The 21,778-nt window shown below is 61.6% G+C and carries 20 protein-coding genes; 18 read left to right on the top strand and 2 right to left on the bottom strand.

Annotation, left to right across the window (positions count from 1 at the left end; all coding sequences use genetic code 11):
* The first annotated feature begins 514 nt into the window (after nt 1-514).
* The 7 genes from NBH09_RS05270 (at nt 515) to nhaA (ending at nt 8,094) form a co-directional block, all read left to right on the top strand.
* Nucleotides 515-1,915, top strand: a complete 1,401-nt coding sequence (locus NBH09_RS05270) for a glycoside hydrolase family 1 protein (RefSeq protein WP_250787275.1) — start codon at nt 515-517, stop codon at nt 1,913-1,915.
* 120 nt (nt 1,916-2,035) lie between these two features.
* Nucleotides 2,036-3,388, top strand: coding sequence for a PTS sugar transporter subunit IIC (locus tag NBH09_RS05265; protein WP_117794135.1), 1,353 nt, complete (start codon nt 2,036-2,038; stop codon nt 3,386-3,388).
* Between the two features lie 153 nt (nt 3,389-3,541).
* Nucleotides 3,542-3,844: a PTS sugar transporter subunit IIB gene (locus NBH09_RS05260; protein WP_055251257.1), complete on the top strand. Its 303-nt coding sequence runs from the start codon at nt 3,542-3,544 to the stop codon at nt 3,842-3,844.
* Nucleotides 3,845-3,853: 9 nt separating this feature from the next.
* On the top strand, nt 3,854-4,186 hold the full coding sequence (locus NBH09_RS05255; RefSeq protein ID WP_199412282.1) for a PTS sugar transporter subunit IIA: 333 nt from the start codon (nt 3,854-3,856) through the stop codon (nt 4,184-4,186).
* A 240-nt stretch (nt 4,187-4,426) separates the two neighbouring features.
* Nucleotides 4,427-5,380, top strand: a complete 954-nt coding sequence (locus NBH09_RS05250; protein WP_117794134.1) for an ROK family protein — start codon at nt 4,427-4,429, stop codon at nt 5,378-5,380.
* Between the two features lie 165 nt (nt 5,381-5,545).
* On the top strand, nt 5,546-6,469 hold the full coding sequence (locus tag NBH09_RS05245) for a manganese-dependent inorganic pyrophosphatase (protein ID WP_006235927.1): 924 nt from the start codon (nt 5,546-5,548) through the stop codon (nt 6,467-6,469).
* Nucleotides 6,470-6,735: 266 nt separating this feature from the next.
* Entirely contained in the window at nt 6,736-8,094 is a 1,359-nt protein-coding gene (gene nhaA / locus NBH09_RS05240) for a Na+/H+ antiporter NhaA (RefSeq protein WP_250787274.1), read from the top strand.
* Nucleotides 8,095-8,621: 527 nt separating this feature from the next.
* Here the strand turns inward: nhaA and NBH09_RS05235 are convergent.
* A complete protein-coding gene (locus NBH09_RS05235) occupies nt 8,622-8,876 on the bottom strand; it encodes a hypothetical protein (RefSeq protein ID WP_022093864.1) in 255 nt (84 codons plus the stop codon).
* Between the two features lie 149 nt (nt 8,877-9,025).
* On the opposite strand from NBH09_RS05235, the gene NBH09_RS05230 reads away from it, so the two are divergent.
* The 7 genes from NBH09_RS05230 (at nt 9,026) to NBH09_RS05200 (ending at nt 15,991) form a co-directional block, all read left to right on the top strand.
* Nucleotides 9,026-10,330, top strand: a complete 1,305-nt coding sequence (locus tag NBH09_RS05230; protein ID WP_250787273.1) for an aspartate aminotransferase type Ic — start codon at nt 9,026-9,028, stop codon at nt 10,328-10,330.
* 51 nt (nt 10,331-10,381) lie between these two features.
* A complete protein-coding gene (locus NBH09_RS05225) occupies nt 10,382-10,696 on the top strand; it encodes an STAS domain-containing protein (protein ID WP_055285529.1) in 315 nt (104 codons plus the stop codon).
* A gap of 153 nt (nt 10,697-10,849) precedes the next feature.
* Nucleotides 10,850-11,449, top strand: a complete 600-nt coding sequence (locus NBH09_RS05220; protein WP_250787272.1) for a twin-arginine translocase TatA/TatE family subunit — start codon at nt 10,850-10,852, stop codon at nt 11,447-11,449.
* Nucleotides 11,449-12,243, top strand: coding sequence for a twin-arginine translocase subunit TatC (tatC, locus tag NBH09_RS05215; RefSeq protein WP_250787271.1), 795 nt, complete (start codon nt 11,449-11,451; stop codon nt 12,241-12,243). Before NBH09_RS05220 ends, tatC begins: the two co-directional genes overlap by 1 nt.
* 6 nt (nt 12,244-12,249) lie before the next feature.
* Nucleotides 12,250-12,606, top strand: a complete 357-nt coding sequence (gene hypA / locus NBH09_RS05210; RefSeq protein WP_022093859.1) for a hydrogenase maturation nickel metallochaperone HypA — start codon at nt 12,250-12,252, stop codon at nt 12,604-12,606.
* Nucleotides 12,607-12,661: 55 nt separating this feature from the next.
* Complete coding sequence (gene hypB / locus NBH09_RS05205; RefSeq protein WP_250787270.1) at nt 12,662-13,345, top strand: hydrogenase nickel incorporation protein HypB; 684 nt, start codon at nt 12,662-12,664, stop codon at nt 13,343-13,345.
* A gap of 54 nt (nt 13,346-13,399) precedes the next feature.
* Entirely contained in the window at nt 13,400-15,991 is a 2,592-nt protein-coding gene (locus tag NBH09_RS05200; RefSeq protein WP_250787269.1) for a DNA topoisomerase I, read from the top strand.
* A 151-nt stretch (nt 15,992-16,142) separates the two neighbouring features.
* Here NBH09_RS05200 and NBH09_RS05195 read toward each other — a convergent pair whose 3' ends face one another.
* Nucleotides 16,143-17,126 (bottom strand): zinc-ribbon domain-containing protein, encoded by a 984-nt coding sequence (locus NBH09_RS05195; RefSeq protein WP_250787268.1) that lies wholly within the window; start codon nt 17,124-17,126, stop codon nt 16,143-16,145.
* Nucleotides 17,127-17,365: 239 nt separating this feature from the next.
* Here NBH09_RS05195 and tmk point away from each other — a divergent pair, with 239 nt between their 5' ends.
* The 4 genes from tmk to NBH09_RS05175 all read left to right on the top strand — a co-directional run bounded on the left by tmk (nt 17,366) and on the right by NBH09_RS05175 (nt 21,771).
* Nucleotides 17,366-18,049 (top strand): dTMP kinase, encoded by a 684-nt coding sequence (tmk, locus tag NBH09_RS05190; protein ID WP_055310417.1) that lies wholly within the window; start codon nt 17,366-17,368, stop codon nt 18,047-18,049.
* A gap of 1 nt (nt 18,050) precedes the next feature.
* Entirely contained in the window at nt 18,051-19,178 is a 1,128-nt protein-coding gene (locus tag NBH09_RS05185; RefSeq protein ID WP_250787267.1) for a DNA polymerase III subunit, read from the top strand.
* On the top strand, nt 19,169-20,863 hold the full coding sequence (locus tag NBH09_RS05180; RefSeq protein WP_250787266.1) for a PSP1 domain-containing protein: 1,695 nt from the start codon (nt 19,169-19,171) through the stop codon (nt 20,861-20,863). The genes NBH09_RS05185 and NBH09_RS05180 overlap by 10 nt, the downstream gene beginning before the upstream one ends.
* Before the next feature lie 101 nt (nt 20,864-20,964).
* Nucleotides 20,965-21,771 carry a ComFC family protein gene (locus tag NBH09_RS05175; RefSeq protein ID WP_250787265.1) on the top strand — a complete coding sequence of 269 codons (807 nt, stop codon included), beginning with the start codon at nt 20,965-20,967 and terminating at the stop codon, nt 21,769-21,771.
* The last annotated feature ends 7 nt before the right edge of the window (nt 21,772-21,778 follow it).

Below are 21,778 nucleotides of genomic sequence, written 5' to 3'. Positions count from 1 at the left end.
GCGGCGGCGGTCGGCCCCATGCCGTCCTCCGTCGCCAGGAGGAAGAGCTCGACCTTCTCCCTGCTGTACATGCGAACCTCCAGTCCGGACCGCTTCACGGTCCAACTTTCTGTCCGCACCCCCCGGTGGGCAACTTATCGCCCGGCTTAAGGGCGCCGTCCTCGATGCTTCGACGGATATCTGCAGCTATCGCCTCGTATTTGGGAATCATGCAATCCTCCCTTCATATTTGCGTTGAATATTAAGAAAGTATACCTACTTAAAAAGCATCCATATGGCTTTCATGAAAGAAGTTCGATAAAGAAAAGTTAAAAAGACGCTTTACATAGAAAATTAGAGCGCTATAGTTATGGACAACAAGCGAGATGCATTGGCGTTTGCTTGTACTGTTTGGGGACGGTTTTGTTTTGGTGGGTTGGATATCGATATGACCGGTGCGCGCCCGCGCCGGATTGCCTGCCAAAGCAAACCCGTCTCCAACCGGAAGCTCTAGAACACGAAAGCGAGGACTTTGATGGCACAGTATCAGCTGCCCAACGACTTCTTCTTTGGCGCTGCTATGTCCGGCCCGCAGACTGAGGGTCAGTGGAACCAGGGCGGCAAGCTCGAGAACCTGTGGGACACCTGGTCCATCCAGGATCTGGGCTCGTTCTACAACTGCGTTGGCTCTTATGCCGGCAATGACTTTATGGCCAAGTACCAGGAAGACTTTCGCATTTTGAAGGACTTGGGCCTGAATACCTATCGCACTTCCATCCAGTGGAGCCGTCTGCTCGATGCCGACGGCAACCTTAACGAGGAGGGCGCTGCGTGGTATCACGAGCTGTTCCGCGCCTCTCGCGAGGCCGGCCTGGAGCCGTTTGTCAACTTGTACCACTTTGACATGCCCACCTACCTCTTTAACCGTGGCGGCTGGGAGAGCCGTGAGGTTGTCGAGGCTTACGCACATTACGCCGACGTCGCCTTCCACGAGTTTGGCCAGGAGATTAAGTACTGGTTCACCTTTAACGAGCCCATCGTCGAGCCCGAGCAGCGCTATCAGGAGGGCGTGTGGTTCCCGCAGCTCCACGACTTCAACCGCGCCCGCACCGTGCAGTATCACATCTCGCTGGCGCACGCGCTGGCCGTGGCCAACTATCGTCGCGCCTATGACGAGGGCGCTATTCGCGCCGATGCCAAGATCGGCATGATCAACTGCTTTACCCCGGTCTACACCAAGGAGAACCCCAGCGAGGCGGACCTCGAGGCCGTGCGCATGACCAGCGGCATCAACAACCGCTGGTGGCTCGACCTCATCACCAAGGGCGAGCTTCCTGCCGACGTGCTCGACAGCCTGGCCGAGGGCGGCGTTAAGCTCCCGTTCCGCGCCGGCGACCAAGAGATCCTCAAGCAGGGTGTTGTCGACTGGCTAGGCTGCAACTACTACCACCCCACGCGTGTTCAGGCGCCGGCGAGCAAGGTCGACCAGTACGGCCTGCCGCACTTTGCCGACGAGTACGTATGGCCCGACGCCGTTATGAACGAGAGCCGCGGCTGGGAGATCTACCCGCAGGGTCTCTACGACTTTGGCATGGACTGCGCTAAGAATTACCCCGATCTTGAGTGGTTTGTGTCCGAGAACGGTATCGGCATCATGGACGAACACAAGAACCGTGACGCCGAGGGCACCATTCAGGACGATTACCGCGTCGACTTTGTGCGCCAGCACCTGGAGTGGGTTGCCAAGGCAATCGCCGAGGGCGCCAAATGCCGCGGATACCATTATTGGGCCGTCATCGATAACTGGTCTTGGGCTAATGCCTTTAAGAACCGTTACGGCTTTGTCGAGGTCGACCTTATGGACGGCTACAAGCGCCGCCTTAAGAAGTCGGCAGCTTGGCTCAAGCAGGTCGCAACGACCCACGTGGTTGACTAGCGACCAGGCGAACGCCCAGACCGCGCGCCGCCGCGCGCAAAACATGGCACATCTGGTGGCAAAGGGCGACAGACCACCGTGCGCATAGGAAAAGGCCGGATTTGATAGTTAGGAGCAATCATGGCCAGTGAAAACGGAAAGAGCTTCCTCGACAAATTTGCCGAGGTCTCTGCGAAGGTGGGAAACCAGGTTCACCTGCGTTCCCTGCGCGATGCCTTCGCAACCATCACGCCGCTCTATATCCTTGCGGGTATCGCGGTTCTTATTAACAACGTCGTGTTCCCTCTGTTCCCGCTCGATGCAGCGGGCCTTGCCAACCTTCAGACCTGGGGCTCGGCAATTACGCTGGGCACCCTCAACGTCTCTGCCATTATCTTGGCCGGATTGATCGGCTACAGCCTCGCTAAGAACGAGCGCTTCGATAACCCGCTTGCCTGCGTGGTCGTCGCCATCTCCGCTTTCGTTATCATGATGCCGCAGCAGATCACCGCCACGCTTGCCGCCACGAGCCCGCTGCTCACCGACAAGATCACCTCTGCCGAGGTCACGGGCGCCCTTTCGACTGCCAACACCGGTACCAACGGTCTGTTCGCGGCTATTATCATCGCCCTGCTCTCCGTCACGCTCTTCATCAAGATTTCCGGCGTCGAAAAGCTTAAAGTAAAGCTGGGCGAGGGTGTGCCCCCCGCGGTCTCCAACTCCTTTAACGTCATGATCCCGATGCTGCTCAACCTCTCGATCTTCGCAGTTGCCGCAGCGCTGCTCGCCGTGTTTGCCGGCACCGATCTGTGCACCATCATCTCCACGTGCATCTCCAACCCGCTCAAGAGCATCATGAACGCCGGCCCGTGGGCTGTTATCCTCATCTACACCCTTGCGAACCTGCTGTTCTGCGTCGGTATTCACCAGTCCACCATCTCTGGCGCTACCGTCGAGCCGATCCTGACCATGCTCATCGTCGACAACATGGCTACTTTTGCCGCCGGCGGTACCATCCAGCCCGACCACTACATGAATATGCAGATCGTCAACAGCTTCGCCCTCATCGGCGGCTCGGGCTGCACCCTCATGCTCCTGCTCGACACCTTCCTGTTCTCCAAGAACAAGGCTTCCAAGACCGTTGCCAAGATGGCTATCGTTCCTGGTCTGTTCAACATCAACGAGCCGGTCATCTACGGTTACCCCGTCGTGTACAACCTGCCGCTCATGATTCCGTTCGTGCTTCTCCCCGACCTGTTCATCGGCGCCACCTATGCTCTGACCTGCGCGGGCATCATCAGCCCTTGCATTGCCCAGGTGCCTTGGACCATGCCTCCCGTCATCAACGCTCTGCTTGCTACGGGCTTTGACTGGCGCGCTGGCGTGTGGCAGGCGCTCGAGCTTGTCATCGGCATGGCTGTCTACCTGCCCTTTATGAGGATCTCCGAGAAGGCTATCGCTAAGCAGGAGGCTCTTGCCGAGCAGAACGCTTAAACGTCGTTCTCCCTTCCACCGTTGCGGGCACCGGTACGCGGTGCCGATGCCCGCGGCTCTCCTCTTGTGTGAAGACGCAGGGGATGGGCACAATAGCCGCAAGGAATAAAACCAGTTGTCGTCTGCGCGCCGCGCAGTTATAAGGAGGAAACCATGAAGAAGATCATGCTTTGCTGCAATGCCGGCATGTCCACGAGTCTGCTGGTCCAGAAGATGCAGGCCGAGGTCGCGAACCGCGGTCTGGACATCGAGGTCGAGGCTCGTCCCATGAACGAGGCTCACGATCACCTGGACGAGTGCGACATCCTGCTGCTCGGTCCGCAGATTGGCTACACCAAGGGCGATTTTGAGAAGGAGGCCGCCGGTCGTTTCCCGGTCGAGGTCATCAACATGGTCGATTACGGCCGCATGAACGCCGCCGGCATCATCGACCACTGCGTCAGTGTGATGGGCTAGGTGCAGCACATGGAGGATATGAATGAGCTGCAGATGACCTGCTTCGAGATCATCAGCTACGTCGGCACCGCCAAGAGCATGTATATCAATGCCGTGCAAAAGGCCAAGGAGGGCGATTTTGACGCCGCTGAGGAACTTATCAAGCAGGGCGACGAGGCTTACAACGGTGGCCACGATGTCCATATGGGGCTCCTCAAAAAGGAGGCCAACGGCGAGCGTAACGGCGAAGCCCCGCTGATTCTGCTGCATGCCGAGGACCAGATGGCCGGCACCGAGACCATGCGCGTCATGGCCACGGAGCTCATCGAGGTCCACAAGCTGCTGCAGGCGCTTAAGGCCTAGTCGGCGTTATCGCCGCGACGGAGTGTGCGGTTCACCAGACAATTCAGTCCCTTTCACGGGCGCTGGGAGTTTTCCGTCTCCCGGCGCCTTTGTATTTGGCGAAGGCCTGCGCGACCTGTTGGGCGGGCCTTCGTGTTTTCCCAGATAAAACCTGCCAAAACAAACCTGTCCCTTTTTGGCAGGTTTTTGTCTTGGGAGCGGTACCATACAGGCAATGTTTAAACGAGAAAGGTGGCTCCCATGGAACCTAAGCAGTACTACATCGGCATCGACGTCGGCGGCACTTCGGTTAAGGAGGGCCTGTTCGATGAGGACGGCAACCTGCTTGCCAAGGCCAGCGTGCCCACGCCTCCCATCGTTGATGCTGCGGGCTTTGCCGCGGTGACCGAGGCGATCGACCAGGTGGTCGCCAAGGCGCAGATTCCGCGCGCCTTTGTGGCGGGCATTGGCCTGGCTGTTCCGTGCCCCATCCCGGCTTCGGGCGATGCTAAGGTCAAGGCCAACATTGCCATTAACCTGCCCGAGCTTAGGATCGCCATTCAGGAGCACTGCCCCGACGCGGTCGTTAAGTACGAGAACGATGCCAACGCCGCTGCCATGGGCGAGGCCTGGCTCGGCTCTGCCAAGGGCGTACAGAACGTGGTGATGGTCACCATCGGTACCGGCGTGGGCGGCGGCGTCATCGTCAACGGCGACGTGGTGTCGGGCGTTGTGGGCGCCGGCGGCGAGATTGGCCACATGTGCCTGAATCCCGACGAGGAGCGCACCTGCGGCTGTGGCGGCCATGGCCACCTGGAGCAGTATTCCAGCGCTACCGGTGTGGTGAGCAACTACCTTGCCGAGTGCAAGAAGGCGGGCGTCGAGCCCATCGAGCTCACCGGCCCCTCCGATTCCAAGGACGTGTTCCAGGCCTGCCGCGAGGGTGACAAGCTCGCGCTGGCCGCGGCCGATACCATGGCCGATTATCTCGGTCGTGCTCTGGCGCTTATCGCCAACGTGGTCGACCCCGAGATGTTCCTGATCGGCGGCGGTGCCTCTGCCTCGGCCGATGTCTACCTCGATGCGGTTCGCGAGCACTTCCAGCACTATGCGCTTTCCGCCTCGCGCGAGACGCCTATCGAGGTCGCCTCGCTCGGCAACGACGCCGGCATCATCGGTGCCGCCTACGTAGCCCTGCGCGCCGCCGGCAAATAGCTGGTGCAAGGGGGACAGGTTACTTTGCGCCAACATGGTGCAAGGGGGACAGACTTCCCCCAACGCTTGCCCCAAATTGCGTCGCGGCCCTTCCATCGTCTAGGGTTCGGCGTTAGCGTGCTACCATAGCTACGTCCAAGTACACATATCAAGTGGAGGATATCCATGGCAAACGTTCTTGTCTTTGGTCACCAGAACCCCGATAACGACGCCATCATGAGCGCCGTCGTCCTGTCCCAGCTGCTTAACCAGGTTGAGTATGCCGGCAACACCTACGAGGCTTGCGCTCTGGGCCAGCTTCCGGCCGAGTCCGCCAAGCTGCTCGCCGATGCCGGCATTGCCGAGCCCCGCGTGATCGAGTCCGTCGAGGCCGGTCAGCTCGTCGTCCTCACCGACCACAACGAGTCCGCCCAGTCCGTCGCCGGCCTTAAGGACGCCACGGTCTTTGGTGTTGTCGACCATCACCGCATCGGCGACTTCGAGACCGCCGGCCCGCTGCACTACATCTGCCTGCCCTGGGGCTCCAGCTGCACCATCGTCACCAAGCTCGCCGGCGTGCTCGGCGTTGAGCTTTCCGACGTCCAGGCCAAGCTGCTGCTTTCGGCCATGATGACCGACACGCTCATGCTCAAGAGCCCCACCACCACCGATGTCGACCGCGCCGTCGCCGCCAAGCTCGGCGAGCAGGTGGGCGTCGACCCGGTCAAGTTTGGCATGGAGGTCTTCCTTACCCGCCCGTCCGGCTCCTTCACCGCTGCCGAGATGGTCGGCAACGACATCAAGATGTTCGAGCCCGCCGGCAAGAAGCTGCTCATCGGCCAGTACGAGACCGTCGACAAGAGCCGTGCGCTTGGCATGATTGACGAGATCCGCGAGGCCATGCGCGCCTACGCCGCCGAGAAGGGTGCCGACGGCATTGTCCTGTGCATCACCGACATCATGGAGGAGGGCTCGCAGGTCCTGCTCGAGGGCGAGACCGAGGCTGCTCAGAAGGGCCTGGGCATTGCCGACGAGCACGACGGCGTCTGGATGCCGGGCGTCCTCTCCCGTAAGAAGCAGGTCGCTGCCCCCATCATGGCCGCCTGCTAGGTTTAGTTGACCAAACGCCACGACCGGATCGCGGACGCCCCGCGCTCCGGTCGTTTTTTGTGCATGCGCCGCGTCGTCTCTTGGACAGGCGTGCCCGTGCCGTTGAGCAAATAATGTTCAACCTGTGGTTCCGCTTTTCGGCCACGCCTGCGTGCTTGTCGTGCAGGGTAGGCTAGATGCAAGCGTAATACGTTAGAGCGCGGCGCCGCCACTTGGGCGGGCCGTGCTTTTTTAAGACGGGAGCTTTCCCGTGAAAGGAGCCGCCCATGGCAGCAACTGAGCAGCTGTTCAACGTTCGTGAGCGCAAGCGCTTTGAGCGTCACGACATCTGGGAGCGCATCGCCGAGAACGGCACGATTTCCGCCGCCGTCATGGTCTTCGCCGCCATCGCCGCCGTCATTTGCGCCAATACCGATGCCTATGAGGCCATCCATCACTTTTTGGAGACCCCGCTGTATGTGGGTCTGGGGCATTTGACGGCTGGCCTCACCGTTGAGCTTTTCGTCAACGACTTCCTCATGGCGATTTTCTTTTTGTTGGTGGGCATTGAGCTCAAGTACGAGATGACAGTTGGCGAGCTCAAAAACCCGCGCCAGGCCATGCTTCCCATGCTGGCGGCCGTGGGCGGCGTCGTCGTTCCCGCCTGCATCTATCTGATCTTTAACCATGCCGGCGCGCACAACGGCTGGGCCATTCCCATGGCAACCGATATTGCCTTTGCGCTGGGCGTGCTGTCGCTTTTGGGCAATCGCGTGCCCAACGGCGTGCGCGTGTTCTTCTCGACGCTCGCCATCGCCGACGACCTCATTTCCATCGCCGCCATCGCCATCTTCTACGGTCAGAGCCCCAATCCGTTTTGGTTGGGCGCCGCCGCGCTTGTGACCTGCGCGCTCGTGTGGCTCAACAAGACGCAGCATTACCGCCTTGCCCCGTACTCGGTGCTGGGCCTGCTGCTGTGGTTCTGCATGTTCAAGAGCGGCGTGCACGCTACGCTCGCCGGCGTCATCTTGGCCTTTACCATCCCGGCCAAGTGCGGCGTCAAGCTCGATAGCCTCACCGATTGGTTGGGCGAGTGCCTGCCGCTGCTCGATGACCGCTACGATGACGAGGCACACATCCTGGGCCAGCATGACTTTACCGTCTCGACCACCAAGGTCGAGCGTGTCATGCACCGCGTGACCCCGCCGCTCATTCGCATGGAGCGTCTGATCTCCACGCCGGTCAACTTTGTGATTCTGCCGATCTTTGCGTTCGTGAACGCGCAGGTTCGCCTGGTGGGCGTGGACATGAGCACGCTACTCACCGACCCGGTGACGCTCGGCGTGTACTTTGGCATGTTGCTGGGCAAGCCGATCGGCATCTTTGGCATGACGTTTGCCCTAGTCAAGCTTAAGGCTTGCGAGCTGCCGCGCAATGTCAACTGGCACATGATTGCCGGTGTGGGCATTCTGGGCGGCATCGGCTTTACCATGTCGATTCTCATCAGCGGCCTTGCCTTCCCGACGGCTGAGTTTGAGGTCCTGGCCGCCAAGGCCGCTATTCTCGCCGGTTCGGTCACTGCCGCCGTGCTCGGCATGATCTACATGAGCGTGGTCTGCAAACATCCCGCGCCCAAGGACGAGTAGGGGCGCTAAAGCTTGGTTGGTAATGTCTCGAGCGCGTGCAAAATGTGGCTTAGAGCAATGTCTGCCATTCGTTGAATACCCCTGTGGTCAAAAAACGCCGTTTGTGAGTACTGTCACAAACGGCGTTTCATTTTGCGAGCAAAAAATAATGGACAAAACCGTAAATACTGTACGTTAATAAGCGGTCATCGGCTTTCAATTTAGCGCCGGTTGACGGTGAATAAGGAGTTTCGGGCTCGAGGTTGTCGATTTTGACCAAAAATCGCTGCTACTAAAAAGGTAACAGTACTCATTTTTGCTCTTTTTTGACCACAGGCCCTTTTGTTGCGCGGTTTTACCAAACCGCGCAACTGCTCGACGCTGCAAGCGACCCTAAGCGGCAATCTGACGTTTAATTTCAAGGGCGCGACCAGAAGGTCAGCGCCCTTTCATTTCACGTCACCTTGCTCGCTTAGGGTCGTTTTCGCTGACGCTGCCAAAACATCGGCGTTAACCTAGTCGTTTAAGAACGTCCGCAATGACTAGGGCTATTCCACCGTTCCGTAGACGGCGCCCCAGCCGTGGGCGGCTAGGGCAGAGTTGAGCTGGTCGCAAAGTGACTGTCGGTCGTAGTAGCCGGGCGGCAGCAAGTTGACGATTTCCATGAGATCGGGCGCCAGGTCCAAGATCTCGGCCTGTACGATCAAATCTAGGCGGTCGATGGCGTGGCGGTCGTAAAACAGTCCGTCGACCAGGCGCTGCAGGTCGCCGAATTCCTCGGCTTGGAACGATCCGTACTCCATAGTGCCTCCTTGGGCGCCCCACGCCGGCATGCGCGGCGATTCGTAATTTATTGCGATGGACTTAATCTATCACGGCTTCATAACGTTGCGACGGTGGCGGTCTATACTTAGAAGAATTGCAACGTACCGCTTCGTGAAAGGTCGCACCCATGCAGACGATCTACCAGAAGATGGAAACCACCGAACTCGATGCCGCCATCGAGGCGCTCAAAGCCGAGGTCGCCGAGGTCAAGGCCAAGGGCCTGGCGCTCGACATGGCCCGCGGCAAGCCGTCGCCCGCCCAGGTGGACATCTCGCGCCCCATGCTCGATATCCTCAACGCCGACGCCGATCTGCACGATGGCAACGTCGACTGCTCCAACTACGGCTGCTTTGAGGGCATTCCCTCGGCACGCAAGCTAGCGGGGGAGTTCCTGGGTTGCCCCGCCGAGCAGACGCTCGTGCTGGGCTCGTCGAGCTTGCTGATCGAGCACGATATCGCCGGTATGTTCTGGCGTTGCGGCTCGTGTGGTAGCGATCCTTGGGAGGCTTACGAGGCAGCGCACGACGGCAAGAAGGTCAAGTTCCTGTGCCCGGTTCCCGGCTACGACCGCCACTTTGGCATCACCGCCGATCTGGGTATCGAGAACGTTCCCGTCGCGATGACCGACAACGGCCCCGACATGGACGAGGTCGAGCGCCTCGTCGCCGCCGACGATTCCATCAAGGGCATCTGGTGCGTGCCCAAGTATTCCAACCCCACGGGCATCACCTTTAGCGAGGACACTGTGCGCCGCCTGATTGAGATGCCTACGGCCGCACCCGATTTCCGCATCTTCTGGGACAACGCCTACTGCGTGCACGACCTGTACGACGAGACCGACGAGCTCGCCAACATCTTCGATATTGCCCGCACGGCGGGCACCGAGGACCGCGTGGTGGCATTCGCCTCGACGTCCAAGATCACTTTCCCGGGTGCCGGTATCGGCTTTATCGGTGCGAGCCCCGCGGTTATCGCGGAGTTCTCCAAGCGCCTGAAGGCCGGCCTCATCAGCGCCGATAAGCTCAACCAACTGCGCCACGTGCGTTTCCTTCCCACCATCGAGGCGGTCAAGGAGCACATGAAAAAGCATGCCGAGTTCTTGCGCCCGCGCTTTGAGGCCGTTGAGCGCAAGCTCACCGAGGGCCTGGGCGGCACGGGCTGCGCCACCTGGACGCATCCCCGCGGCGGCTACTTTGTAAGCTTCGATGGTCCCGAGGGATCGGCCCAGAAGGTCGCCGCGCTTTGCGCCGACCTAGGCGTCAAGCTCACGCCGGCCGGTGCTACCTGGCCCTATGGCAAGGACCCGCGCGACACCAACATCCGCATCGCGCCGAGCTATCCCACGGTCGAGGACCTGGAGGCCGCGCTCGATGTGCTGGTGCTGGCCGTCAAGCTCGTCGCTGCCGAGCTTGCGCGTTCCGAGCGCGCCTAACGCGCGGCTTCCCGTACTATCCGCACTTTCGATACGTAAAGGAGCGTATACATGGATTTGGGTATTTCCACCAACCCCACGCCAGAGCTCTACACCATTAAGGTAACCGGCGAGATCGATATCTCTAACGCCGATAGCCTGCGCAATGCCATCGACCTGGCGCTCGAGCAGCCCACCGAGGCCGTTGAGCTCGATTTTGCCCAGGTGAGCTACATCGATTCGACGGGCATTGGCGTGCTCGTGGGCGCCGCGCACCACGCGGCCGACCACAGCAAGCGCTTTAGCTGCACCAATGTGCAGCCCCCCGTGATGCGCGTGGTCCAGCTGTTGGGTGTCGACCAGGAGATTTCGATCACCGCTGCATAATCTTTGCCCCCAAAAGGGCGTGCCGTTTGGCATATGTTTGTGATGCGCTCGGACGTTTTGGCGTCCGGGCGCTATACTTGACCGAATGAATAGACGAGTTCCGGCCGAATGGCGCGGTGCGGGCTCGACTCACATCGAGCCTTGGAGGTATGTGTGTTTGGTATTGGAGAGGGTGAGCTCGCGATCATCGTGGTCTTCGGCTTTTTGCTGTTTGGCCCGGATAAGCTCCCACAGATGGGCCGCACGATCGGCCGTGCCATCCGTCAGTTCCGCGAGACGCAGGAAAAGATGACGGCCGTTGTTCAGTCCGAGATTATCGATCCGGTAAGTGAGGCCGCTTCGGCACCGGTCAAGCCCAAGAAGACTGCCGTCGATGACGATTCCGATGCAGACGAGGATGCCGTCGAGACGGCTGCGCCCGCAAAGAAGGAGACCTTTGCCGAGCGCCGTGCCCGCCTTGCCGCCGAGAAGGCCGCGAGCGAGGCTGCCGCCGAGGTCGAGGGTGCTGCTGAGGAGTCCGAGGCCGAGGGCGCCGAGCCTGCCGCTGCCGCCGAGTCTGTCGTCGAGCCCGAGCCTGCTGCAGAGCCGGAGTCCGAGCCCGAGCCGGCAGAGCCCACGACGGCTGACCTCTACGCCCGTCGTCCCCGCAAGCGCAAGGCCGTCGTCGACCAGCTCGCTCGCGAGCTCGAGGCCGAGGACGAGGCCGTTGCCGAGGCTGCCACCGCCGATGCCCCGAAGGGAGGCGATGAGTAATGCCTATCGGACCTGCGCGCATGCCGCTCTTCGATCACCTGGGCGAGCTCCGTCGCCGCCTGACCATCGTGGTCGTGTCGGTGTTTGCCGCCGCCATCGTGCTGTATTTCGCCACGCCCGTGGTGCTCGACATCCTGGAAGACCCCATCCGCTCCTTTGTGCCGGACGGTAAGTTCTACATCACCACCACGCTCGGCGGCTTTGGCCTGCGCTTCTCGCTGGCCATCAAGATGGCCGTGGTCATGTGCACGCCCATGATCATCTGGCAGATTCTGGCATTTTTCCTGCCGGCGCTTCGCCCTAACGAGCGCAAGTGGGTCGTGCCTACGGTGCTCGCCTCGACGGTGCTGTTCTTCCTGGGCGCAATCTTTTGCTACTTCATCATCATCCCTGCAGGCTTTGAGTGGCTCATCGGCGAGACCTCGGCCGTCGCCACGGCGCTGCCCGATCTGGAGAACTACGTCAACATGGAGCTGCTCTTTATGATCGGCTTTGGTGTGGCGTTTGAGCTGCCGCTCATTATCTTTTATCTGTCCGTCTTCCATATCGTGTCCTATGCGGCCTTCCGCAGTGCCTGGCGTTACGTATACGTTGGTCTGCTTGTGGGCTCGGCTGTGATTACGCCCGACGGCTCGCCCGTTACGCTGGGCCTCATGTATGGCGCCCTGCTCTCGCTCTACGAGATTTCGCTCGCCATCGCTCGCGTGGTCATTACCGCGCGCGAGGGCAAGGAGGGCTTGTTCGTGAGTCGTCTGGACCTGTTCTCGGACGACGAAGAGGACAGCGAGGAGTAAATCGGTATGCACGAGGTTGGCATTGTCAACGGCATACTCGATACAGTGATTCGCGCGGCGCGTGGGGCGGGGGCCTCGCGCGCCGTTTTGGTAACGCTGCGTATCGGGGATATGACCGAGGTCGTGCGCGAGGCGCTCGACTTTGCGTGGGAGACGTTTCGCGACGAGGACCCGCTCACGCGCGGCTGCGAGCTTGCCGTGGAGGAAGTCCATCCACAAAGCGAGTGCCTGGACTGCGGAGAGGTCTTCGATCACGACCGTTTCCATTGCCGCTGCCCCCAATGTGGCGGCGCCAACGTGCGCCTGCTGCACGGCCGCGAGCTCGACATCGCAAGTATCGAAATCGAAACCCCCGACGATTAGCCCGCTAGCCATCTGGTGATGGGGTATAAAGGGGCCAAATTAAGGAGCGCTAAGTATGGCTGAGAAAACGATTGATATCGCGTCGCCGATCCTGTCGCGCAACGAGCGCCTGGCAGATCAGCTACGTCAGCGATTTGATGAGACAGGCACCTATGTGATCAATGTGTTGTCGAGCCCTGGCTCGGGCAAGACCACTACGATTCTGGGCACCAACGAGCGCCTGCGCGACAAGGCCGGCTTGCGCTGCGCCGTCATCGAGGGCGACATCGCCTCGGATGTCGATGCCATTACCATGAAGGAAGCCGGCATGCCCGCCATCCAGATCAACACGGGCGGCCTGTGCCACCTTGAGGGCAATATGATCATGGAGGCCGTTGACGCGTTCGACCAGGCCGTTGGGCTCGATAACATCGATGTCATCTTTATCGAAAACGTGGGTAACCTGGTCTGCCCAGTCGACTTTGACCTGGGTGAGAACCTGTCCATCATGATCCTCTCGGTGCCCGAGGGCGACGACAAGCCCATCAAGTACCCGGGCATCTTCCAGCACGCTGGCGCGCAGCTGCTCAACAAGGTCGACGTGGCTCCGGCTTTCGATTTTGACATGGATAGGTATACTAAGACACTCGATGACCTCAATCCGCAGGCGCCGCGGTTTGCCGTGAGCGCGCGCAAGGGCGAGGGCATGGATGCCTGGTGCGATTGGCTCATCGGGCAGATTGAGCAAGCAAGGGCGTAAGTCGGCCGCCATACGGGCGGGCGTAGCCGCAGAGATACGAGATAGGAGCCTCTTTTGAAGCTCATCATCGCCGAGAAAAACGACGCCGCGCGTCAGATCGCCGAGCGTCTGTCCACGGGCAAGCCCAAAAAGGACAAGGTGTACAACACCGCCATCTACCGTTTTGAGTGGAAGGGCGAGGAGTGCGTGACCATCGGCCTTGCCGGTCACATCCTAGCGCCCGATTTTTGCGACAGCGTGCTGTTCGATAAAAAGCTGGGCTGGTATTCGGTCACCGAGGACGGCGAGATGCTGCCGGCCGACATACCCGATGGCCTGGCGCGTCCGCCCTACGACACCAAGCGCAAGCCGTTTCTTGCCGATGGCATCTCAATCAAGGGCTGGAAACTCGAGAGCCTGCCTTACCTCACCTGGGCGCCCGTCATTAAGCTACCGGCCGAGAAGGAACTCATTCGTTCGCTCAAGAACCTCGCTAAAAAGTCTGATAGCGTCATTATCGCCACGGACTTCGATCGCGAGGGCGAGCTAATCGGTTCGGACGCCCTTAACAAGGTGCGCGAGGTGGCGCCGGACTTGCCGGTTGCCCGCGCCCAGTACTCTTCGTTTACCAAGGCCGAGATCACGCAGGCCTTCGATAATCTCGTCTCGCTCGACCAGAATCTGGCCGACGCCGGCGAGAGCCGCCAGCACATCGACCTCATTTGGGGTGCGGTGCTCACGCGCTACCTGACGCTCGCCAAGTTTGGCGGCTTTGGTAACGTGCGCTCTGCCGGCCGTGTGCAGACGCCGACGCTTGCCCTGGTGGTCGAGCGCGAGCGCGAGCGCATGGCGTTTGTGCCCGAGGACTATTGGCAGATCCGCGGCATGGGCGCCGCACAGGGTGCTGCCGAGGACGACCGCTTTAAGATTGCGCACAAGACGGCGCGCTTTACCGACAAGGATGCTGCTGAGGCGGCGTACGGCCATGTCGACGGCGTTGCGACGGCAACCGTCGCCGCGGTGACCAAGCGTTCGCGCAAGCAGCAGCCGCCCACGCCGTTTGCGACCACCTCGCTGCAGGCTGCCGCCGCAGCCGAGGGCATCTCACCTGCGCGTACCATGCGCATCGCCGAGTCCCTCTACATGGCCGGTCTCATCAGCTACCCGCGTGTCGACAATACCGTGTACCCTGCGACGCTCGATCTGGGCGCCGTGGTGAGCGACCTGGCAAAGATCAGCCCGGCGCTGGCGCCCGTATGCAAAAAGGTGCTCGCCGGCCCCATGAAGCCCACGCGCGGCAAGGTCGAGACCACCGACCACCCGCCTATCTATCCTACGGGCGAGGGCGATCCGTCCACGCTCGACGGCGGCCAGCGCAAGCTCTACGACCTCATCGCCCGCCGCTTCCTAGCGACGCTTATGGGTCCCGCGACCATCGAAAACACTAAGCTCGAGCTCGACGTGAACGGCGAGCCGTTCGTGGCTTCGGGCGATGTGCTCGTGACCCCGGGTTTCCGCGAGGCGTACCCGTACGGACTCAAGCGCGACGAGCAGATGCCGCCGCTGGAGCAGGGCGACACGGTCGATGTGTTCGACATTAAGCTCGAGGCCAAGCAGACCGAGCCGCCCGCGCGCTACAGCCAGGGCAAGCTCGTGCAGGAGATGGAGAAGCGCGGCCTGGGTACCAAGTCCACGCGCGCGAGCATCATCGAGCGCCTGTACGCCGTGCGCTACCTCAAAAACGATCCCGTGGAGCCGAGCCAGCTGGGTATCGCCATCATCGATGCACTGTCGCAGTTTGCCCCGCGCATCACGAGTCCCGATATGACCAGTGAGCTCGACGGCGACATGACCCGCGTGGAGCGCGGCGAGGATACCGAAGAGCATGTCGTGACGCACTCGCGCGCGTTGCTGGCCGGCGTGCTCGACGAGCTGCTCAAGCACACGCAGGAGCTGGGCGACGCCATCAGCGATGCCGTCACGGCCGATGCGCGCGTGGGCGCCTGCCCCAAGTGCGGCAAGGACCTGGTTATGAAGACGAGCGCCAAGACCCGCGGTAGCTTTATCGGCTGCATGGGCTGGCCCGACTGCGATGTGACCTATCCGGTGCCGAGCGGCGTCAAGGTAAGCCCGCTCGAGGGCGAGGCTGCCGTGTGCCCCGAATGCGGCGCACCGCGCATTAAGTGCCAGCCGTTCCGCCAGAAGGCTTTCGAGATCTGCGTGAACCCCACATGCCCCACTAACTACGAGCCCGACCTTAAGGTGGGCGAGTGCAAGGTGTGTGCCGAGGCCGGACGCCATGGCGATCTGATTGCGCACAAGAGCGAGAAGAGCGGCAAGCGCTTTATCCGCTGCACCAACTATGACGATTGCGGCGTGAGCTATCCGCTGCCGGCGCGTGGCAAACTCGAGGCGACGGGTGAGACCTGTTCCGAGTGCGGCGCCCCCATCGTGGTGGTCAACACGGCGCGCGGTCCGTGGCGTATCTGCGTCAACATGGACTGCCCGACCAAGGAGAAGAAGCCCGCCCGTGGCCGCAAGACTGCGACCAAGGCGAGCACGGCGAAGAAGACCACGGCGACAAAGAAAACTGCTGCCAAGAAGACGACCGCCAGGAAGACTGCCGCGAAAAAGACGACCACCAAGAAGTCGGCCGCCGACAAGTAACCGAGCACATATAGACACGGTGGGGCCGGGCGCGCAAATGCAAATGCGCGCCCGGCCCCACTTCTAAGTTGCGGTGAAATAGGGACTGTTTTTGCTGGCAAAAGGCCTAATTAATCCCTATTTCACCGCAAGTTTTGATCAGTTGTTGGGATTACTTCACTTCGACAGGCTTGGCGCCGGGATAGCGGTCCTCAAAGTCCTGACGGTACTTGTTGCTGTTGGTCCCCGGCTCGTTGTCGCGTGCCAGCGGCGCCACGATTTCGTCCTTATGGTCCGCGGGCTTTACGTACTTTAGGCTAATCTCCCAGGCATCGCAGATCGCGCCGATGCGGTTGTCCAGGTCGTCATACAAGGCAACGATGTCTTTCCAGGAGCTGTAATTCTTAGAGCTCATGGGGACGTCCAGGTCCTCGACGATATCGTAGTACTGCTCGATGGTGTCTTCCGTGCGCTCGGCGACGTCGGCGAGATTTTGACGGGCGGTGCGATCTTCTTCCAGATAGCTGCCATTGAAGGCCTGTGCGCAGGCGCGGACCTGGCTATCGAGATCTTCGAGCTGATCGTAGTATTCGCTCAGGTGACGGTAGAGGTTTTGCTCGGAGAGGGTCGCCTGGCTGCCATCCTCGTCATCATCGTCGTCATCGTCAAAAAGGCTATTGGGGTCGTCGAGAGGCTTGAGGTCATCATCGTCAACATCATGGTGCAGCTTAGTAATCTCGGCAGTCGTTTGCGTGGCGGCGTTGTCGAAAGGCTTGATCACAAAAAAGATGACCAAGGCGATGATAATTGCCACGAGCACAACGATAACGGCGATAAGCGCCTTGGTGCTGCTCTTTTTGGCGGCGGGGGCCTGCGGTGAATCAGGCGCGTACGTAGATGCCGGTTGCTGTTGGGGCGGGGTGTCCGCGACGGGTATGCGCTGCGTCGTTTCGACCGCTGCGGGGCTGGCGGCGGGGTCGGGGCGATAGGCGAGGGGGTCGTCCGGCTTAGCTTGCGGCGTATCGAGGAAGCCGGTCTGCTCAAACGCGGGTTGGCCATTGCTTGCGGTTGTCTGCTCAACGGGTGCACCGCATGAGGTGCAGAACTTGGCATCATCTGCAAGAAGTTTGCCGCACGAGGCGCAATACCGAGACATTGCCACTCCTTTCGCCACATTTCAATGCAATACGACGATTATACCCAGCGTCCAAAATTCCCCATCATAAGTTGCGGTGAAATAGGGACTGTTTGGCGGTCTCAGAGCTTCAATCAGTCCCTATTTCACCGCAACTTCGGAAAGGCACCATTAGCCATTGGGGACGCGCCGGACGCTGGGGTATCATGGCTTGGTTGATATATCTGCATTTACGCGCCTTGTAGGAAGGGGCTGCGCCCATGGCTTTTGAGCCCGCTCAACATAGCTTTATCACGCTCGAGGGCGTCGACGGCGCCGGCAAGTCCACGCAGGCGCGCCTACTTGCCCGTGCGCTCGAGCTCGCTGGCTACCAGGTTGTGAGCCTGCGCGAGCCGGGCGGTACCGCCATCAGCGAAAAGATCCGCGCCCTGCTGCTCGACCCTGCCAATACGGCGATGGGCGACACCTGCGAGCTGCTGCTCTACGAGGCGGCACGCGCTCAGTTGGTGCATGAGGTCATAGCTCCCGCCCTCGCTGCCGGCAAGGTGGTCCTGTGCGACCGTTTCTACGATTCCACGACCTGCTACCAGGCGTTTGCCGATGGCCTCGACCGTCAGATGGTGCGCGATGCCAACAACCTGGCTGTCACCGGTACGCATCCGGCGCTCACGCTCGTCTATCACATCACGCCCGAGCAGGCGGCGCTGCGCATGGCGGCCCGCGGTGCGGCGGATCGCATGGAGGCAAAGGGCATGGCCTTCCAGGAGCGCGTTTATCAGGGATTTTGTTCCATTGCTGCCGAGGAGCCAGACCGCGTGAAGCTCATCGACGCCACTGCGTCGATCGCAGACGTCTTCGCGCAGACGGTCGAGCTGGTTCGTGCGTACGGTCTCGACATCCCCCAGGATGCCGTCGCCGCTGCGCTTGCCCAGGAGGCTGAGTAACATGGCCCCCGCGCAGACAAGCCTGCTGGCCAAGCTCGACACCCAAGAGCGCGTGCGCGATTTTTTGACCAACGCCGTCGCCAGCGGCCGCGCATCGCACGCCTACCTGTTTTTGGGCGCTCCCGGTGCCGGCAAGCTCGATGCCGCATGGGCGCTCGCCCAGGCCTTCCTGTGCGAGCAGGACGGCTGTGGCGCATGCGACAGCTGCGTACGCGTTGCTCGGCACACGCATCCCGACGTGCACTATTACACGCCCGAGAGCGCCACGGGCTACCTCATTGCCCAGACCCGCGAGCTGCTCGATGACGTGCCGCTGGCGCCCATCCGCGCCAAGGCCAAGGTCTACATCATCGACCGTGCCGAGCAGCTGCGCGCCAACACCGCCAACGCACTGCTCAAGACACTCGAGGAGCCGCCCGATGGCGTTATGTTCATCTTGCTGGGCACCTCGGCAGACGTGATGCTGCCCACCATCGTGAGCCGCTGCCAGTGCGTGCCGTTTCGCCTGGTGTCGCCCGCCGTGGCCGCGCGTGCCGTGAGCCGCGCGACGGGTCAGGACCTCGCGCGTTGCCGCATGGCGGTCGCCGTGGCGGGAAGCCCCACACGCGGCATCGAGTTCCTTAAGAGCGCCGAGCGCCAGGATGCTCGCCGCCAGATGGTCCGCGCCATCGATTCGCTCATCGCCGCCGACGAGGCCGATGTGCTCAGTCGCGCCAAGTCACTCATCGTCGCCGTTAAGGCACCGCTCGCCGAGGTCAAGTCAACACAGGAAAAGGTGCTCGAGCAAAACGCCGACTACCTGTCGCGTGGAGCATTGAAGCAGCTTGAGGACCGTAACAAGCGCGAACTCAACGCGCGCGAGCGTTCGGGTATCATGGAAGCGCTGGCGAGCGCACGGACGCTCATGCGCGACGTGCTGCTGACACTTCAGGACGAGGCGGCCGACGTCGTGAACGAAGACGTGCGCGACACGATCGGTCGGCTTGCCGCCGCGACGAATGTTGCGGGTGCCACCCGGGCGCTCGAGGCGGTCGCGACCGCCGAGCGCAACATCGCCAGAAACGTTACTCCCCAGCTGGCCATCGAGGTCATGCTGTTCGATATCAGGAAGGCACTGAAATGCCGTTAGTCGTACCCGTTAAGTTTACCTACGCCTCGCGCGACCTGTGGTTTGACCCGCAGGATCTGGATATCCTCGAGGCCGATTATGCCATTTGCTCCACCGAGCGCGGAACCGAGATCGGCCTGGTCACGGCCGATCCCTTTGAGGTGCCGCAAGATGAGATCGGCCAGCCGCTCAAGCCCGTGCTGCGCGTGGCGAGCGACATCGACCTGCAGCTTGCCGACGACCTAGCCATCCAGGGCGACGAGGCGATGGTTGATTTCCGCCGTCTCGTCAAAGAGCTCGACCTCGAGATGAAGCCGGTCGGCGTCGAGTACCTGTTTGGCGGCGAGAAGGCCGTGTTCTACTTTGCGGCCGAGGAGCGCGTCGATTTTCGTCAGCTCGTCAAGGACCTGTCCTCGACGCTGCACATTCGCGTCGACATGCGTCAGATCGGCGTGCGCGATGAGACCCGCCTTGTGGGCGGCTATGCCCAATGCGGACAGGAGCTCTGCTGCACGCGCTTTGGCGGACAGTTTGAGCCCGTCTCGATTCGCATGGCAAAAGAGCAGGACCTGCCGCTCAACTCGTCCAAGATCAGTGGCGTTTGCGGCCGCCTGATGTGCTGCCTGCGCTATGAGTTCGAGGCGTACAAGGACTTTAAGAGCCGTGCGCCCAAAAAGAAGACGCTCATCGATACGCCGCTTGGCAAGGCGCGTATCCAGGAATATGACACGCCGCGTGAGCAGCTGGTGCTGCGCCTGGAGAACGGCAAGGTCTTTAAGGTCAACCTGGCCGATATGACGTGCTCGGAGGGCTGCAAAAAGAAGGCCGCCGAACAGGGCTGCAACTGCCGCCCCGACTGTGTGACGCGCGATGTGCTCGAGCGCATCGAGTCGCCCGAGATGCGCCTGGCGCTCATGGAACTCGATCGCGAGAACGGCGTTGACGTGGGCGATGGCCTGTCGAGTGCCGATCGTCTGGCCGGCACATCGATGCCCAAGCGCCGTCGTCGCGATGCCGAATCCGATGCTCGCGCTGCTCAGGGCCAGGGCGAGGGCCGTGGCCGTGGAAAGGGCCGCGGCAAGGCCGAGGCACCCGAGGCCGAGGAGGCAGCTGGTGGCCGTCGCCGCCGCAAGCGCGCGGCGTCCGTCGACAATGGCGAGGCCGCGGGTAAGAACGCTTCCCGCGAGCGCGAGGCTCAGCAGCCCCAGCAGCAAAACCGCGGCGGTGGCATGAACCCCACGCGCCGTCGTCGCCGTCACCTGTCGAGCGAGGAGCGCGAGGACGCCTTCCGCGCCGCAGCCGCTCGCGAGGCCGGTGCCGCTCCCAAGGGTGGCTCGGGTTCCGACGCGCCTGCCGACAAGGCTGGCAAGCCGCGTGGCGAGGAGGAGCGCGCGTCACGTCCGCGTCGTCGCCATTCCTCGGGCACGCAGCAGAAGCCCTCGGTTCCTTCTGTGGCCGATCAGGTTTCGGATGGCGAAGTCAAGGTCACGCGCCGTCGCCCCGGCGATGGCGGAGGAGCTGCCGCCAAGGCTTCGCACGGCGGCACTCGCGACGAGTGCGAACCGCGTGAGAATCGCGGTGGCGAGGGCTCGACCGACCAGGGTCAAAAGCGTCGCCGCCGCCGTCGCTCCCGCAAGCCGCGCCAGGACGGTGGCGAAGGCTCGACCCACACCTCGTCCGCACCGCAACCGCCTACCGGCGAATAGCGCCCGTAAACGGATGCAACCTGTCTGACCCCAGCACCTCTGGGTATCATGGCTCTACACCGGCAACCCTCCCTTCGCCTTCGCGTAGGGAGGGTTGTGTCATGAAGAGGCATTTGAACGTGCTGACTCGCTTGCAGGGTGCAGGTGTCCTACCGTTTGCGGATGAATTGCTACCGCTTGCCGAGCGCGCGGCGTACGAGGCGCTTGAGGCGTTGTCGCCCACGCGATGCGCTGGCTGCGAGCGTTCCGGTGCGTTGATCTGCCAGGATTGTCTGGCGTTGCTCGTGCTCATCGATCCGTGCCATAGCTGCATCCGATGCGGCGCCCCGTTTGGGGATTTGCTGTGCACCGAGTGCTCGGTCGAGGGCACGTCTTCGGCAATGGCCGAGGCGCTCGATCGCTGCCTGGCGTGTGCCGTCTATGCACATCCGCTGCCGCGCATCATCAAGGCGTACAAGGATGCGGGCGAGCGCCGTCTGGCACCGTATCTGGCGGAGCTACTCTACGACACCGCCTTGCATGCCCAGGTGGCAGCCTCCGATCGCTACGGCAGTGTGCTGTCCGGCGCCGACGCGGTGGTATTTGTGCCCGCGACTGCGGCAGCGTTTCGGCGGCGTGGATTCGACCATATGGAAGCAATCGCGCGCTCGTTTTGCGATCTTTCGGGTGTCCCGTTGCTGGACGCCCTGGTCAAATACGGTCATGGTGACCAGCGAGAGCTCGGTCGCGATGAGCGCCGGGAGCATGCCCGGGGCATGTACGAGACGATCGAGGATGTGCGCGGCCGCCGTCTGCTGCTCATCGATGATGTCATTACCACGGGCGCGACCATGGCAGCGGCCTCGGCGGAGCTCAAGCGTGCCGGTGCCGCGGCCGTTGATGGCCTCGCTATCGCACGCGTTTGGTAGGGGGTGG

It is taken from the genome of Collinsella sp. BG-O-102, from assembly GCF_023656745.1.
Classification (GTDB): domain Bacteria; phylum Actinomycetota; class Coriobacteriia; order Coriobacteriales; family Coriobacteriaceae; genus Collinsella.
This window is presented reverse-complemented; position numbering and strand designations above follow the sequence as displayed.